The sequence below is a fragment of the Bradyrhizobium sp. CCBAU 53421 genome (assembly GCF_015291625.1).
GTDB lineage: Bacteria > Pseudomonadota > Alphaproteobacteria > Rhizobiales > Xanthobacteraceae > Bradyrhizobium.
In genome coordinates, this window is the sequence record NZ_CP030047.1 from 3,790,561 (window position 1) to 3,804,787 (window position 14,227).

At 63.0% G+C, this 14,227-nt stretch carries 20 protein-coding genes; 9 read left to right on the top strand and 11 right to left on the bottom strand.

Annotated elements, in window-relative coordinates; genetic code table 11:
* Nucleotides 1–17: 17 nt before the first annotated feature.
* Nucleotides 18–803, top strand: a complete 786-nt coding sequence (locus tag XH92_RS17795; protein WP_194460359.1) for a 2-keto-4-pentenoate hydratase — start codon at nucleotides 18–20, stop codon at nucleotides 801–803.
* Nucleotides 804–925: 122 nt separating this feature from the next.
* Here XH92_RS17795 and XH92_RS17800 read toward each other — a convergent pair whose 3' ends face one another.
* Nucleotides 926–1,867, bottom strand: a complete 942-nt coding sequence (locus XH92_RS17800; protein ID WP_194460360.1) for a LysR family transcriptional regulator — start codon at nucleotides 1,865–1,867, stop codon at nucleotides 926–928.
* Between the two features lie 129 nt (nucleotides 1,868–1,996).
* Here XH92_RS17800 and XH92_RS17805 point away from each other — a divergent pair, with 129 nt between their 5' ends.
* Both XH92_RS17805 and XH92_RS17810 read left to right on the top strand, forming a co-directional pair.
* Nucleotides 1,997–2,962, top strand: a complete 966-nt coding sequence (locus XH92_RS17805) for a tripartite tricarboxylate transporter substrate-binding protein (RefSeq protein WP_194460361.1) — start codon at nucleotides 1,997–1,999, stop codon at nucleotides 2,960–2,962.
* A gap of 8 nt (nucleotides 2,963–2,970) precedes the next feature.
* Nucleotides 2,971–3,984, top strand: coding sequence for a methyltransferase (locus tag XH92_RS17810; RefSeq protein ID WP_194460362.1), 1,014 nt, complete (start codon nucleotides 2,971–2,973; stop codon nucleotides 3,982–3,984).
* A gap of 235 nt (nucleotides 3,985–4,219) precedes the next feature.
* Here the strand turns inward: XH92_RS17810 and XH92_RS17815 are convergent, their stop codons facing one another.
* The 3 genes from XH92_RS17815 to XH92_RS17825 all read right to left on the bottom strand — a co-directional run bounded on the left by XH92_RS17815 (nucleotide 4,220) and on the right by XH92_RS17825 (nucleotide 5,830).
* Nucleotides 4,220–4,588 (bottom strand): ClpXP protease specificity-enhancing factor SspB, encoded by a 369-nt coding sequence (locus XH92_RS17815; RefSeq protein ID WP_194460363.1) that lies wholly within the window; start codon nucleotides 4,586–4,588, stop codon nucleotides 4,220–4,222.
* 74 nt (nucleotides 4,589–4,662) lie between these two features.
* Entirely contained in the window at nucleotides 4,663–5,415 is a 753-nt protein-coding gene (locus XH92_RS17820) for a carbonic anhydrase (protein ID WP_194460364.1), read from the bottom strand.
* Between the two features lie 103 nt (nucleotides 5,416–5,518).
* Nucleotides 5,519–5,830 (bottom strand): hypothetical protein, encoded by a 312-nt coding sequence (locus XH92_RS17825; RefSeq protein ID WP_194460365.1) that lies wholly within the window; start codon nucleotides 5,828–5,830, stop codon nucleotides 5,519–5,521.
* Between the two features lie 83 nt (nucleotides 5,831–5,913).
* Here XH92_RS17825 and XH92_RS17830 point away from each other — a divergent pair, with 83 nt between their 5' ends.
* The 5 genes from XH92_RS17830 (at nucleotide 5,914) to XH92_RS17850 (ending at nucleotide 8,048) form a co-directional block, all read left to right on the top strand.
* Entirely contained in the window at nucleotides 5,914–6,237 is a 324-nt protein-coding gene (locus tag XH92_RS17830; RefSeq protein ID WP_050403489.1) for a helix-turn-helix transcriptional regulator, read from the top strand.
* On the top strand, nucleotides 6,234–6,665 hold the full coding sequence (locus tag XH92_RS17835; RefSeq protein ID WP_194460366.1) for an SRPBCC domain-containing protein: 432 nt from the start codon (nucleotides 6,234–6,236) through the stop codon (nucleotides 6,663–6,665). The genes XH92_RS17830 and XH92_RS17835 overlap by 4 nt, the downstream gene beginning before the upstream one ends.
* A gap of 140 nt (nucleotides 6,666–6,805) precedes the next feature.
* Complete coding sequence (locus XH92_RS17840; RefSeq protein WP_194460367.1) at nucleotides 6,806–7,039, top strand: hypothetical protein; 234 nt, start codon at nucleotides 6,806–6,808, stop codon at nucleotides 7,037–7,039.
* A 33-nt stretch (nucleotides 7,040–7,072) separates the two neighbouring features.
* A complete protein-coding gene (locus XH92_RS17845) occupies nucleotides 7,073–7,507 on the top strand; it encodes a DUF1801 domain-containing protein (protein WP_194460368.1) in 435 nt (144 codons plus the stop codon).
* A 40-nt stretch (nucleotides 7,508–7,547) separates the two neighbouring features.
* Entirely contained in the window at nucleotides 7,548–8,048 is a 501-nt protein-coding gene (locus XH92_RS17850) for a GNAT family N-acetyltransferase (RefSeq protein ID WP_194460369.1), read from the top strand.
* A 21-nt stretch (nucleotides 8,049–8,069) separates the two neighbouring features.
* On the opposite strand, the gene XH92_RS17855 is transcribed toward XH92_RS17850, so the two are convergent.
* The 7 genes from XH92_RS17855 to flgF all read right to left on the bottom strand — a co-directional run bounded on the left by XH92_RS17855 (nucleotide 8,070) and on the right by flgF (nucleotide 13,348).
* On the bottom strand, nucleotides 8,070–8,432 hold the full coding sequence (locus tag XH92_RS17855; RefSeq protein WP_194460370.1) for a hypothetical protein: 363 nt from the start codon (nucleotides 8,430–8,432) through the stop codon (nucleotides 8,070–8,072).
* 180 nt (nucleotides 8,433–8,612) lie between these two features.
* Nucleotides 8,613–8,906 (bottom strand): antibiotic biosynthesis monooxygenase, encoded by a 294-nt coding sequence (locus XH92_RS17860; RefSeq protein ID WP_194460371.1) that lies wholly within the window; start codon nucleotides 8,904–8,906, stop codon nucleotides 8,613–8,615.
* A gap of 194 nt (nucleotides 8,907–9,100) precedes the next feature.
* A complete protein-coding gene (locus XH92_RS17865) occupies nucleotides 9,101–9,535 on the bottom strand; it encodes a hypothetical protein (protein WP_246788474.1) in 435 nt (144 codons plus the stop codon).
* A 427-nt stretch (nucleotides 9,536–9,962) separates the two neighbouring features.
* Nucleotides 9,963–10,715, bottom strand: a complete 753-nt coding sequence (gene flgH / locus XH92_RS17870) for a flagellar basal body L-ring protein FlgH (protein WP_194460373.1) — start codon at nucleotides 10,713–10,715, stop codon at nucleotides 9,963–9,965.
* Between the two features lie 5 nt (nucleotides 10,716–10,720).
* Nucleotides 10,721–11,767, bottom strand: coding sequence for a flagellar basal body P-ring formation chaperone FlgA (gene flgA, locus XH92_RS17875; RefSeq protein WP_194460374.1), 1,047 nt, complete (start codon nucleotides 11,765–11,767; stop codon nucleotides 10,721–10,723).
* Nucleotides 11,768–11,778: 11 nt separating this feature from the next.
* A complete protein-coding gene (gene flgG, locus XH92_RS17880; protein ID WP_194460375.1) occupies nucleotides 11,779–12,567 on the bottom strand; it encodes a flagellar basal-body rod protein FlgG in 789 nt (262 codons plus the stop codon).
* A 16-nt stretch (nucleotides 12,568–12,583) separates the two neighbouring features.
* The gene (gene flgF, locus XH92_RS17885) at nucleotides 12,584–13,348 is read right to left on the bottom strand and encodes a flagellar basal-body rod protein FlgF (RefSeq protein ID WP_194460376.1); all 765 of its coding nucleotides are present in this window, start codon (nucleotides 13,346–13,348) and stop codon (nucleotides 12,584–12,586) included.
* Between the two features lie 382 nt (nucleotides 13,349–13,730).
* Between flgF and fliL the strand changes: the two genes are divergently transcribed.
* Complete coding sequence (gene fliL / locus XH92_RS17890; protein ID WP_194460377.1) at nucleotides 13,731–14,219, top strand: flagellar basal body-associated protein FliL; 489 nt, start codon at nucleotides 13,731–13,733, stop codon at nucleotides 14,217–14,219.
* The last annotated feature ends 8 nt before the right edge of the window (nucleotides 14,220–14,227 follow it).

The window sequence follows — 14,227 nt, forward strand, 5'->3', positions numbered from 1 at the left end:
CCAGGGAGGCTGCGCAGATGGAACGGGTCCTCGCGGCCGCAAAGGCGATCGCCAGCGCGCGCCGCAGTCGCGCGCCGCTCAAGGCGCTCGCCAAAGACGTCGTGCCGCTTGACGAGGCCGAGGGCTATCGCGTGCAGTACGCGCTGCACGATTTGCTGCAGCCGCAGGTCGGCAGCCTCGTCGGCTACAAGATCGGCTGCACCAGCGCGGTGATGCAGGAGTACATCAACATCCCGCACCCCTGCGGCGGCGGGGTGTTCGAGAAGGTCGTGCATGACAGCGGCGTGAAGCTGCCGGCGGCCGACTTCGTCCATGTCGGCGTCGAGTGCGAAATCGCGGTGCGGCTGGCGCGCAGTCTCGCGCCCGGCGAAGCGCCGTTCACCGCCGAATGGGTCGCGGAGGCCATCGATGCGTACTATCCGGCGATCGAGATCGTCGACGACCGCTACGTCAAATGGGAGACGCTCGGCGCGCCGACGCTGATCGCCGACGACTTCTTCGCCGCCGGCTGCGTGCTCGGCGAGGCCGTGCCGCGCATCACCGTGCCCGATCTGCGCAAGGTCACCGGACGCGCGATCGTCAACGGCAAGGAGGAGGGGCGCGGCACCGGCGCCGACGTGCTCGGCCATCCCCACAACGCGCTCGCCTGGCTCGCCAATCATCTCGCCGCCGAGGGCCGCGGCCTGCATGCCGGCCAGATCGTGCTGACCGGCAGCCTGGTCAAGACGGTGTGGCTGAAGGCAGGCGACACTGTCGTGATGGAGCTCGATGGGCTCGGCAAGGTGGAAGCGACATTCACCTGAGGTGACGTTGTGTCGACGAGCGTGTTTCCACATGAGGATGTCGTCCCTGCCTAGTGCGCAATTGCGCACTAGGGCGCCCATAAAATCGTCAGGTCCGCTTATGAACAGTCCGCTCGGACCAATCAGCTCACTCCAACCAGCGCCTTACAGACCTCCCGGCTGGCCTCTTGGAATAATTTGACGGCACCTCCGGCCCGTCGTCCCTTCAAGGTGATTGAGGCTATCGGGGCAGAAGTATCGCCAAGATCGACGTTCAGCGCGCGCAGCCATGCGCTACTCGATCGCATTCTGAGTATCTGCATGGGCAATAGGGTTATAAACCGGCTGCTCGCCAACAGATTCAACCGCATGTAGATTGAAATCGTGGTGACGGTCGTCGGCGGAAGCGGCAGGTTATGTCGCCGGAATAGCTCGACGCCGGTACGCCCCAAAAAAGAATCGGGCGGCGAGAGCGTCCATTGCTCTTGCATAAGTTCTGCGAGCTTCAACTTCTTCCTCGATCGCAGGAGCGGATGCCGTCGCTCCGCCATCACCGCAAGGGAGGATCTAAACAGCACCTCCGCGGACAAATCGTCCGCGACCGGCAACGGCGCCCAGCGCGTTATGGCCAGATCTAGCATTCTCTGGCGCAGAGCATGCTCCAGCGCATCCCGATCACCTATCGTGATATGATACCTGATGCCTGGATATCTGCGGACGAGATGTCCGATAATTTCTGTAACGATGGCGGTGACCGGCTCTGTTGTACCGATCGCAACGAGCCCTTGCGCCGGATCTGATCTTTGCACAATGTCGGTAACACCTAGCTTTATTTCGTCGAAAACGACGCGCGTGCGATCGACAAGAAGGCGACCGCATTCAGTGAGTTCAACCCCGCGCGAGGTGCGATCCAGCAGCGCAGCCCCGACGGCGTGCTCCATGTCGGTGATGGCTTTGGAGATTGCAGGCTGCGACAATCCAAGACGGTGAGACGCTTTGGCCATGCTGCCGACCTCTGCGACGGTCTGCAGCGTATGCAGATCCTTGAGGCGTAGGCGTCGGCCGATGCGGTCGTGCCACTGCATGGGTATTCACCTCACGTTATAGCCCGATAGGAAAATGCAATTTCGGGTTATAGCGCTGTTGCTTCAGAATAGCGAGATGGAAAGCCGGCCGGATCATTGCGTTGCTGTCCGAAGCACATGGAGAACGCCATGCAGCTTTACTCGCGTCGCGCCATACTGGCCGGGTTTTCGGCTCTGGCTCTTCCGCTACCCGTTATTGCCGCCGACCGGCCGCTGAGGATCGTGTTTCCGTTCGCGCCTGGCGGATCGGGAGATTCGATCGCTCGGCTGTTTGCCGAGCAGCTCCACATCAGGCTCGGCAAGGTGGCGATTGTGGAGAACCTTGCTGGCGCTGGCGGGCGCATCGGCGCTCAGGCAGTCAAGAATGCCGCACCGGGCGAGGAGACAGTGCTGTTTGCTTCCGCTTCGCAATTCACGCTCCAGCCGCATCTCTTCAGGAGCTTGGGATACGATGCAGAGCGCGACTTTGTACCCCTTTCGCAGGTGATGACGGTCGATCTGGCTCTAGCGGTCAGCGGGAAGCTGCCTATCCATTCAGCGCAAGAGCTCATCGACTGGATGAAAGCCAATCCCGCACAGGCCGTGTACGGCTCGCCCGGAGCGGGTACAGCACCTCATTTCATCTGCGGCGAGTTTGGCCGGATCACAGGCCTGAACCTGCGCCACACGCCCTACAAAGGTACGCCTGCTGCCCTCCCGGATGTGCTGGCCGGCAGGGTCCCGATGTATATGGCATTTGTTTCCGAGCTCCTGGAGCAACATGGAGGCGGTGGCATACGCATCATCGCCACCGCAGCCACCGCTCGATCTTCCTTCCTGCCCCAAACCGCGACTCTCAAGGAGAGCGGGATCGATATCGATGCGTCCGGATGGTTCGCATTCTATGCGCCTGCCCATTCTTCCCGTCAGTTCGTTGAGCGCCTGGGAAAGGAGATCATTGCAATCGGGAGCGATCCCGAAATGCGCGCAAAGATTCATGCAATGGGCTGCGAGCCGACAGGAACGACTTCGGACGAACTTAAACATATCCAGCGCGCCGACTTAGACCGCTGGGGGCCGATCGTGAGGGCATCTGGATTCCCGATCGAGGACTAGGGCGGCACATGACCACCGATCACCGCGAAAAGTTGTTGGATCTTGTTCAATCGCACCGTGTGACGGCTGTGATCTATGTCGCTGCCAGGCTGGGCCTTGCCGAACTGCTGCGCGACGGACCGCGAACGGTCGAAGAACTCGCGAGTCGAACCCACGCGGACCGGGACGCACTGGCCCGCTTGCTCGTCGCTCTCTCGACCGTCGGCATTTGCTCTCGCGTCGGCGAAGGCCGCTACTTGCTAAACGAACTGGGGGCCGGGCTCGACGGTGCTGCTGAAGGATCGTTCAAGTACTGGGTCATCTTTGAAGGCTCCATGCTGGTCAGGAGGTGGGATGGTCTTCTGGATTCGATCATGTCGGGGAAGACGGCTGCCCAACTCCAGGACGTCGACGACAATTTCGATCTGATGGCGCGCACGCCAGAGCATGTGCGGATATTCAATGAAGCGATGACAGACCTGACACGGCTCGTCACGCACGATCTCCTGCAGGCCTACGACTTTGGCACGATCTCCCACTTGATGGACGTCGGAGGCGGCTCCGGGGAACTCATGGGCGCCGTGGCGAGAGAATACTCGAATATCAAAGGAACGGTTTTCGATCTGCCGAGGTGCGCCGACGCCGCCAACCAGAACTTCGGTCACCTCGGAATCTCCGACCGCGTCGACTTTGTTGCAGGCGATTTCTTTCACGCGGTGCCTGCAGTGGCCGATGCGATCATCTTGAAAAGCATTATTCACGACTGGGATGACGAGCGCAGCCGCATCATTTTGGGAAACTGCCGCAAAGCGCTTCCACAAAAAGGCAGATTGCTATTAGTCGAACGTGCGATGCCGGAATTGCCCGGTACCGATGACGCGGGCAGGTCGTGCGCGATGAGCGATTTAAACATGCTGCGCGGTCCAGGTGGACGGGAACGGACCGAAAGGGAATATCATCGGCTCCTGACAGAGAGCGGCTTCCGTCCCATCGCGGTTCTCCGCGCCGGCCGCTTTAATCTGACCGAGTCGCGGCTTTGTTGAGACTTGGAAGCCGGCCGCGGCTATGCGATGCACCAGCGGCGGACAAACACGCCGCAACGAGTGGGGCGTGCTATTCGATGATATCATCGGCCTTAGCAAGCTCTCGCACTGTCGATCAATCCCGCCTATGGCTGGCCGCGCGTTATGAGTCCGCGCCCCAGGCAGGGACGGCACGGAGTGCGTGGAGCGACGTTCGCCTGACTTTTCATCCTCGCCAGCTTGAAGGTCACCGCTGCTACAGTTGATTGTTCGTGCACATCAGAACCTTGCCGTCCCACAGGCTCCTGATCGCGTCGAACGGAACGGCGAGCCTGGCATATTTGCGACTGAACCAGACGCCGACCTCGAAGCCGTCATCGTTCACCACGAGGCGATCGAATTCGTGCTGCAGGATGATCGTGATCTCCTCGGGGTATTTCTCGATCAGGGCGGCGGGCAGCTGCACGCCGTCGGCCCGCGTCGCGAAGGTGATGTTGACCGGCCGGTCCTCCGCGGCACGGCGGAGCAACGCGGTCATTTCGATCCGCATCTGCGCCGTGTTGCAGGGCTCGATACCGGCGCGCGCCGGCAATGAGGCCACGACCAGCAGCAGCGCTCCAGCCATCCATCCGCGCCGGCGCCACATCCGCCTTCTCCAGGTCGTCATAAGGCTTCAGTGGTCGCAGGTAGCGCCGAGGTTCAAGTCGCCGGTCGCTTGGCGTCGGTGACAAGCTCGACCTTGCCGTCGGTCAGCCGGTAGACCGCGCCGACAATCCGAAGCTTGCCCTGATCGACCGCGGCGCTGAGGATCGGTGTCGCCGCCTTCAGCTTCGCGACGTTGTCGATGACGTTTTGCCTGATCGCGTTGCCGAGCCGGTCGCCCGGCTTGCCCTCGGTCGCCTTCACCGCCGGCGCGATCGCGGTGACCAGCGAGGGCAGGTGGCCGGGCAGGGTGGTGTTGTCCTTCAGCGATTTGATCGCGGCGTCGACCGCCCCGCAGCTGTCGTGGCCGAGCACCATGAACAGCGGCACGCCGAGCACCGACGACGCGTATTCGAGGCTCGCGATCATTTCGTCGCTGGCGAAATTGCCGGCGACGCGGCAGACAAACAGATCGCCGCGGCCGGTGTCGAAGGCGTATTCCGGTGCGATGCGGGAGTCCGCGCAGCTCAGGATGCCGGCGAACGGGTTCTGTCCGCCGGCCAGCGCCTCGCGCTCGTGCTTGAAATCATGCCGCCGCGAAACGCCTTCGACGTAGCGCAGATTGCCCTTCACCAGCCGGTCGAGCGCGGCGTCCGGCGGCAGCACGTTCTGCGGCTTCGGCGGCGATTTTGTCTCCTTGGCCGTCGCAGCCGGCGCGAGGGCAAGGCCGGCTGCGGCGCACGCCGCGGCAGCAAGGAAAAAACGTCGGGAGGTTCGGCTGGAAGGCGTGATCTCGCAGAGTTGGCACATCAAGGTTCTCCGTGAACGGGGACCGCATCCGCGCGATATCTGTAGGTCAGGCGCCGTGGCTTCGCAACGAGTTGCATTCGTGTGCTCGCGGGCGCCACATTCATCACTGTCGTCCTGGCGAAAGCCAGGACCCATAACCACCGAATTCGGTGATGAACGGGATCGCGGCACCAGGGTCGCGCAACAACTGAAGTTTGGGGTAATGGGTCCTGGCTTTCGCCAGGACGACACCGAGTGTGTTGCGCGAGCTGTGAGGCATACTTCCGCATTCACGCGACGTGACCTGTCCGAGCTTCGCATCTCGTTTCGCCCCGACAAGCAAATCAGCGGCCATCACATAACCAGTTAGATATGGATCTGTCGGGGTGGCCGATCTTGCATCAGGCTGGCCGAAAATGGTCAGCCAGGGCACCATGCGGCTTTCCTCAACTTTTCGCTTGACCAATCCATAACTGTTCAGTTATGCGTTAATCCATAACCAACGGGTTATTGATTGCAATGCCTGACGCTCACGACGTGCTGTTTCGAACCCTCGCAGACCCGACCCGCCGGGCGATCTTCGAGCGCCTGTGCCGCGAAGGCGAGCAGACCGTGGGCGCGCTGACGGCGCGGGCAAAGATCTCGCAGCCGGCGGTGTCGAAACATCTCGGTGTGCTGAAGCAGGCCGGGCTGGTGCGCGACCGCCATGAAGGAAGGCAGACGCATTACAGCGCGCAGCTTGGTGCGCTGGCGCCGCTGATCGACTGGACCAGCCAGATGGCGGGCTTCTGGCAGAACCGGTTCGATCACCTCGAAGATCTCCTCAAAAGGATGGACCAATGAACAAGACCACCACCGAGATCCGCTCCGCGATCGTCGAGCGTGAATTTCCTCATCCGCCGGAAAAGCTCTGGCGCGCGCTGACGCAACCGCATCTGATGGAGGAGTGGCTGATGAAGAACGACTTCAAGCCCGAGGTCGGGCACAGCTTCAATCTGCGCGGCGAGTGGGGCGGTGTGCTGGACTGCAAGGTGCTCACTGTGGAGCCGCACAGGACGCTGTCCTACACTTGGAATTTCGCGCATGAAGATGCCGCCTACAATCTCGAGAGCGTGGTGGTCTTCACGCTGACGCCGACCGCGAAGGGCACCCATCTGCGCGTCGAGCAGTCCGGCTTCCAGCCGCATCAGAAGCAGGCCTATGGCGGCGCCCATGCGGGGTGGAAGCAGTTCCTCGAGAATCTCGATCAGCTGCTGGTGCGGGAAGGCTGACCGTCTCTCTCTCTCTCTGCCTCGTCATTGCGAGCGAAGCGACGCAATCCAGACCGCCGTACACACGGATAGATGGATTGCTTCGTCGCTTCGCTCCTCGCAATGACGATTTTGCACACACCATCCAACAGGAGGTCACATTGAACTGGAACAACTGGATCAGGCAATTTCACCGCTGGCTCTCGATCGCCTTTACGGTCGCCGTCATCATCAACATCGGCGCGATGGTTTTGCAGCAGCAGGCCGTCTGGATCGGCCTGCTGGCGCTGTTCCCGCTGATCTTCATGTTGCTGAGCGGCCTGTATCTGTTCTTGCTGCCATACATGGCGCCGCGGCGGATGCAGGGGGGATCGACCTCCGCATCACAAGTGTGATTGCATGGGACGGGCAGGGAACGCGAGGCAGCGATGACGGCATCGGAACATATCGACCGGATGATCGAGGATCTCACCGACTGGCGCGGCAAGACGCTCGCCGGCCTGCGCAAGAGCATCCTCGCCGCCGACCCTGAAATCATCGAGGAATGGAAGTGGATGGGCAGCCCGGTGTGGTCGTGCGACGGCATCATCGCGGTCGGCAACGCCCACAAGGGCAAGGTGAAGCTGACCTTCATGTATGGCGCGCAACTTCCGGACCCCGACAAGCTGTTCAACACCGGCTTCGAGGGCAATGTGCGGCGCGCGATCGATCTGTTCGAGGGCGACAAGATCAACGACCGCGCGCTGAAGGCCCTGATCCGCGCCGCGATCGAGCTCAACCAGGCCAAGTCGAAGAAATCGGGCAGGAAGCCGGCGAAGAAGGTGGCCACTGCCGAGCGCGCAACCGCGAAGAAGAAGGCATGAGCAGCGCCGGCCTGCGGCCTGCGGATACGGTCCATCCGTGATGATCGAGACCAGGCTCGCTACATTGTCGGACGCGGAGGCGATCGCCGCGCTGCTGATGGCCAACGCCGGTGATCGCGGCGGGATGCTGCTCGGGCAATGGCCGCGTGAGGTGATCGAGAGGCGCATTGCCGGCGGGCAATCGATCATCATCGCGACCAGTGACGAGGGCGGGCTGCTCGGCGCGCTCCTGACGTCGGAGAAAGGATTCGACGCGGCCGCGCCGGTACAGGCCATGCTGAAGGCCTGGCCGGGGGGACCCGATGCGTATGTATACGGCCCCGTGTGCGTCTCCGCGGACGCCCGCGGTCTCGGCGTTCTCGAGGCGCTCTACGCCAGGCTTCAGGCGACGTTTCCCGGCCGCGAGGCGATCCTTTTCATCAGGGAAGACAATCCGCGCTCGCTCAAGGCGCATCTGCGGCTTGGCATGCGCGAGGTCGCGCGCTACGACTTCGACGGCAAGGTCTTCATTGTCCTGAGCGACAGGCCGGATGCCGGGTGATGCGGTCGGCGCGGAGCCAAGCTAGGCCGAGATGTCGACCGCCTGACCGGCCTTGCCGGCGTTCTTCTGGAACGCCTGCTCGATCAGCTCCTTGATCTTCTGCTCGACCGCGGCGCGCTGATCCGGCGTCATGGTCTTCAGATCTTGCTCCGACAGGCCCATGCCCTTGAGGATGTTCGCGCGCATGCGGTCCATTGGGCTCATCTGCGCGTATTTGAGAAACTTCTGCTCGACGCTGTCGTCGGATGGGCTGCCGGCGGCGGCTTGCGTCGATCCGATGGCGTCCGCAGCCAGCGGTTTCTTCAGTGCGCCAGTCGTCATGCTGGCTGTGACCGGGCCGAAGGCCGAGATCGACGTCATCTGCGCGCGCAGTCCCCATTGCAATGCCGCAATCGCGGAGCAAATGGCGTGCCATCCGTCGCGTCAGCAATTTCAAGGAGATCGCGATGGTGCGGCACGCGCCAAACGTGCCGCAGGAAAGTTCTGCCGGGTGAAGCTTGCCGGGGAAACGGCCCCTATGCCTTCGTATGCACGATCACTGGACCCGCTACCCGGTTGCGGCCCCTACGCCTTCGTGTGCACGATCACTGGACCCGCAACCGCGGTGGCCTGCCCGATCAGCAATGGACCGAGATTCTCATCGATCCAGGCCAGCGCGCGGCGGTTGGCTTCCTCGGCGCCGGCATAATTGTTGAAGACGCTGATCGCGGTGACGGTGTCGTCGCCGGCATAGACCACGTAATAGGCCATGAAGCCTTCGACGTCGCTGATGATCGGAATTGCGCCTTCCTTGATCCGGCGCGCGAGTTCTTCGGCGCTACCAGTCTTCGCCTTGGCGTGACGGATGGCGGCATACATGCGTTCCTCCTTCCGGCTGCATCGATCGGGCTGCGCTTCGCGCAGGCGCGATGGTACGCCTGAAGGGGCGGAGATGCCATCGGGATTGACGGCCGATCAGAGCGTTTTCGAGCGAAGTGGATACCGGTTCGCGTGAAGAAAACGCGTCAAAACAAGAATCTAGAGCCTCGTTCCGATTGAATCGGAACGAGGCTCTAGCTGAAGCGCCGGGTCACGACGGGCGTGCGGCGGTCGGGGAGCTTCGGCAGCCTCGCCACATCCGCGCGCGTTGCCGTGGTCCTGGGGCCGGGAGCGGGCGCCTGTTCCTGTTGCTGCAGGAACAGCGTCGCTTCGAACAGCACGCCGGGGGCCTGCTTGGCCGTGCCCGAGCACACCGCGCGATTGCCGCTGAAGGTGCCGGTCAGCTGCGCTTCGACCTCGTCGCACCCGAACACGGTGGTGGACGGCCCGTCGGCATATCGGTGCGTCGTCAGGACCGCCGTGAAGCGGTCCTCATCGAGTTGATAGGAGCCGCCATAGGTGAACATGGCGTCGCCGCCACTGATCTTGCCATTTGCGAGCTGGACTATTCCGGTGCCTTCGCCGCGCGGTGTGCGAAACCACGCCGCATATCGACCGTCTCTTTGCATGACCGTCACGAATTGCAACCCCTGCGTGGTCGTCTAGCTACGTTGCAAGCGGAGGGACTGCTACTTAACCTTGTCCCAACGGTTAACGAAGCGAGAAGGCGATCGCGCGACTTGCGGCGAAGCGGTATCGGACTGGCGCCCGGCGATCAAGCAAGCCCTTTCCGTTCCGATGGAATCGGAACGGGGCTCTCTACTCCTGCTTTGACGCGTTTCCTTCACGCGAACCGGTGTCCACTTCGCTCGAAAACGCTCGAATGCATGCGACCGGTCACAAGAATGCCACGGCCCCCGCCAGGGGAGCTAGCGAGGGCCGTGTTGGTACACCGCGCCGCGCCTAGGTTCGCGACGAGATGTGGGAGCTCGAAAAGTCTTTACTTGGGCATGATCGTTTTACGAAGACCGGTTTCCACTTTTCGGGATCATGCCGTTAGAAGGGCAAGAGCACGTCGAGAACCTGCTGGCCGTAGCGCGGCTGTTGCACGTCGGTGATCTGGCCGCGGCCGCCATAGGCGATGCGGGCCTGGGCGATCTTCGAGGAGTCGATGGTGTTGTCGCTCTGGATGTCTTCCGGGCGCACGATGCCGGCCACGATCAGCTCGCGGATTTCGAAGTTGACGCGGATCTCCTGCTTGCCCTCGACCACGAGATTGCCGTTCGGCAACAATTGGGTGACGACGGCGGCGACACTGGTCTGCAGTGCCTCCTGGCGGTTCACCGAGCCTTTGCCGTCGCTCGAGGCCGTGGATTCGGCGGTCAGGATCTTGCCGGGCAGGATCTTGTTCGCCTGCGTGATGGTCTGCGAGCCCAGGAAGTTGGTGACCCCGGAATCCTCGCTATTGCTGCGGCTGCGCTGGGTTTCGTTGGCGATCGCGGCCTTGTCGGTGAAGTTCACCGTGATGGTCAGGATGTCGCCGACGCGCGCCGCGCGCTGGTCCTTGAAGAAGGCGCGGGAGCCGCTGCGCCACAGCGAGTTCGGGCTGTAGGAGGCGACCTCGGGCTTCGGCATCGGCATCTGCACCGGCTTGTAGCCGGGCTGCGCCGTCGGATTCTCGATCTCTGTCAGCTTCGGCTTTTCACCGATCTGGGAGAGACGGTCGATCGACGAGCAACCGCTGGCGATCGTGCCGAGTGCGAGCAGCGCACCGGCCAGGATGAGGCGGTTGATACGGTACTGGGACATGAACTTTACTCGGCGTTTGGTGCGACTGAACTCAGCTTGACGGGAGCGGAATTTGAAGACGTGGCATCGGCATCAGGCGTTGCGCGCGGGGTCGCGACAGAGATCGAGACCTCGCCGCGGCCGGTGACGACGCCGGAGACGGCACGCTTGGACTGCAAGTTCATCACGCTGACGACGTCGCCCTCGGCGCCGCCATCCATCGCCTTGCCGCGGATGGTGAGATAGATGCCGGCAGTGCGGTAGATCAGCGTGACGTTCTGGTCGCGGGTGACGAGATCGGGCTTCGCCATGTCGGCCGTGCGCAGCGCCTGGCCGGCGCGCAGCTGGCGGCGCATCTGCATGCCGACCGAGCTTTCGCGGACCGCCGCGTCGTTGCCGATCTCGGCCTTCGGGCGGCGCTCGATCACCAGGTCGGAGGCCTTCAGCACGTCGCCGCGCTCGACGTTGCGCGTCAGCACGGCGGCCTCGATGGTCTCGATCGCGGTGCCGGTGAGGCGCATCTTGTACGGTGCCGTGCCGGCGTCGTTGCTGATCTCGAAGGTGACGTCGAACCGCGTCGAGCGCGGGTCGTAGCGCACCGCGACCGGCTGCATCGCGCCGGTGCTGGTCGCCTCCAATCTGATGTCACCGGGGTCGCGGTCGAAGGTCAGCGCGATGTTGCCGGCCCTGCCGAGCCCGTGGCGGCCCTCCAGCGCGCGCGACAGCTGCTGCTCGATCTCCCTGCTGTCGATGGTGCGCGCGAGCCGCGTGACGGTGATCTCCTTCAGCTCGCGGGTGTCGACGCCGATCACCTGGTGCGCGCGCAGCACGTTCAGCACCTGCGCGACCGGCAGCGTGCCTGTGGTTCCGAGGTCGGGCGCGCGGTAGACCGCGATGCTGCCGGCGCTGCCGGCATTGTCGATGAAGTCGCCGACCCGAACGATGTCGTCCGCGACCGTGATGCTGGCGCGCAGCGTCGGCACCGCGATCGCCTCGCTGCGGCTTTGCGCGGCGGCTGGCGCCACGGTCACCGCGAGGAGGGCGGCTGCGATCAGGAGTGAGCGGGCGATCATCGACATCGTCCTCAGCGGAACAGGTTGGAGGTCGACTGCATCATCTGGTCGGCCGCGGAGACCACCTTCGAGTTCATCTCGTAGGCGCGCTGCGCGGCGATCAGGTCGGAGATTTCGGAAACCACCTCGACGTTGGCCTGTTCGAGGCTGCTCTGCTGCATGTCGCCATAACCGTCGGTGTTGGCGGTGCCGTCCTGCGGCTGGCCGGAAGCCGGCGTTTCCTGGAACAAATTGTCGCCGATCGGCATCAAGCCGGCCTTGTTGATGAAGCGGGTCAGGCCGATCGTGCCGATGTTGGTCGATGCGGTCTGGCCCGGCAGCGTCACCGAGACCTGGCCCTGCGCGTTGATAGTGAGGCCGGAGGCGTTCTGCGGGATCGTGATCGTCGGCTGCACGAGATTGCCCTGCGCATTGACGATGCGGCCCTGGTTGTCCATCTGGAACGAGCCGTCGCGGGTGTAGGTGAAGGTGCCGTCCGGCATCAGGATCTTGAAGAAGCCTTCGCCGCGGATCGCGATGTCGAGATCGTTGCCGGTCGGCGACAGCGTGCCCTGGGTCATCATGCGCGGGGTGCCGACGGTCTTCACGCCGCCGCCGAGGTCGATGCCCATCGGCATGATGGTGTTCTGGTCCGAGGCCTGCGCGCCGACCCGGCGCACGTGGTCGTAGATCAGGTCCTGGAACGCGGCGCGCTGCTTCTTGTAGCCGGTGGTACGCAGGTTCGCGATGTTGTTGGAGATCACCTGAACGCTGAGTTCCTGTGCCGCCATCCCGGTCGCTGCAGTGTAGAGTGCACGCATCGGTCAATCCCCCGGATCAGTTCGGCACGTCGGCGAGCTTCTCGATCGCCGATTTGTGCAGGTCGCTCTGCTGCTGCAGCAGCGAGGCGATTTGGGTGTAGGTCCGCGTGATCTCGATCATGCGGCTCATTTCGACGACGGAATTGACGTTCGACTTCTCGATGAAGCCCTGGCGGATCTGGGCCTTGGTGTCGGGCAGCGGCTGCGTGCCTTCGCCGGGCACATAGAGGTTGGAGCCATCCTTGAGCAGGCGCTGGGCCTGCGCGAACGAGACCAGGCGCAGCTTGCCGCGGATCGAGTCGAGACGGGACGTGCCCTCGAGCACGCTGATGTTGCCGTCGGTGGCAATGTTGACGTCGTGGTCGGTCTGCTGGAACGTGATCGGGCCGGAGGTGCCGAGCACCTGGTAGCCCGAGGCGGTGACCAACTGGCCGCGACTGTTGATCGCCAGATTGCCTTCGCGGGTGTAGCGTTCGCCGCCCGGCGTCTGCACCACCAGGAAGGCGTTGCCGTCGATCGCGACATCGAGCGGGTTCTTGGTCTCTTCGGTCGGGCCCTGCGAGAAGTCGTGGAAGGTCGCCCGGTCCTGCACGAAGGAGACGCGGCGGTCCGAGGACGCGAAATTGTCCTCATGCGCGTTCGAGGACAGATATTCCTGGAACAGCGAGCGGTCGGCCTTGTAGCCGTTGGTATTCATGTTCGCGATGTTGTTGGAAACGACATCCATCTGCCGTTCCAGCACCATCTGCTTCGATAGTCCGACCAGAAGCGTATTCTGCATCGGTGGTTCTCCCCTGTGAGGTGATCCGATGCAGTGGTTCTCCCAAACCCTTACCTCGGACCGTCGGTAACCATTGGGTTCTCCCAAACCCGCTCGTTACGCCGTCCTCTCAGCGAAAGCCGTGCCAACTTGAAATGTTCAGCTGTTTGAATGGCTTAGTTGTTTTGCCGGGCGCCGTACCGGGCGGCAGAAAGGTCTTGTTGACCATGTTTGCCCGGCAGTTTTTTCCTAGTGGAAGGTAAATCCTAATCTTACGTTAACCATTATGGCCCCAGTGTTGCCGGCATTGGGGCGCGTGTGCGCCGGCGGCCTTTGTATCGCGTCTTCAAGCCAAAGCTGGGGCAAATCGCGTTCGCATCCTTCGGGTTGAAGCGAGCGGACGATGGCGGACGAGGAAAAGACTGAAAGCGGCGAGGGCGCAGCCGCTCCGAAGAAGGGCAAGCTCAAGCTGATCATTGCCGTCGTCGGCTTCCTCGTCGTGCTCGGCGCGGGCGCCGGCGGGTGGTTCTTCTTCATGCGCGGTCACGGCGAGGAGCAGCACGCCGAAGCGCCGCCGCCGAAGCCGCCGAGCTTCATCGACGTCCCGGACATGCTGGTCAATCTGGTCGGCGCGCCCGGCGAGCGGGTGCAATATCTCAAGCTGAAGCTCGTGCTCGAGATCAAGGAAGAGAAGCAGGTCGAGGCGATCAAGCCGGCGCTGCCACGCGTCACCGACCTGTTCCAGACTTATATGCGCGAGCTGCGCCCGAGCGACCTCAACGGCTCGGCCGGCCTGTTCCGTCTCAAGGAAGAGCTGACCAAGCGCGTCAACCTCGCGCTGGCACCCAACCAGGTGAACGCGGTGCTGTTCAAGGAAGTCGTGATCCAGTGACGGGGCGG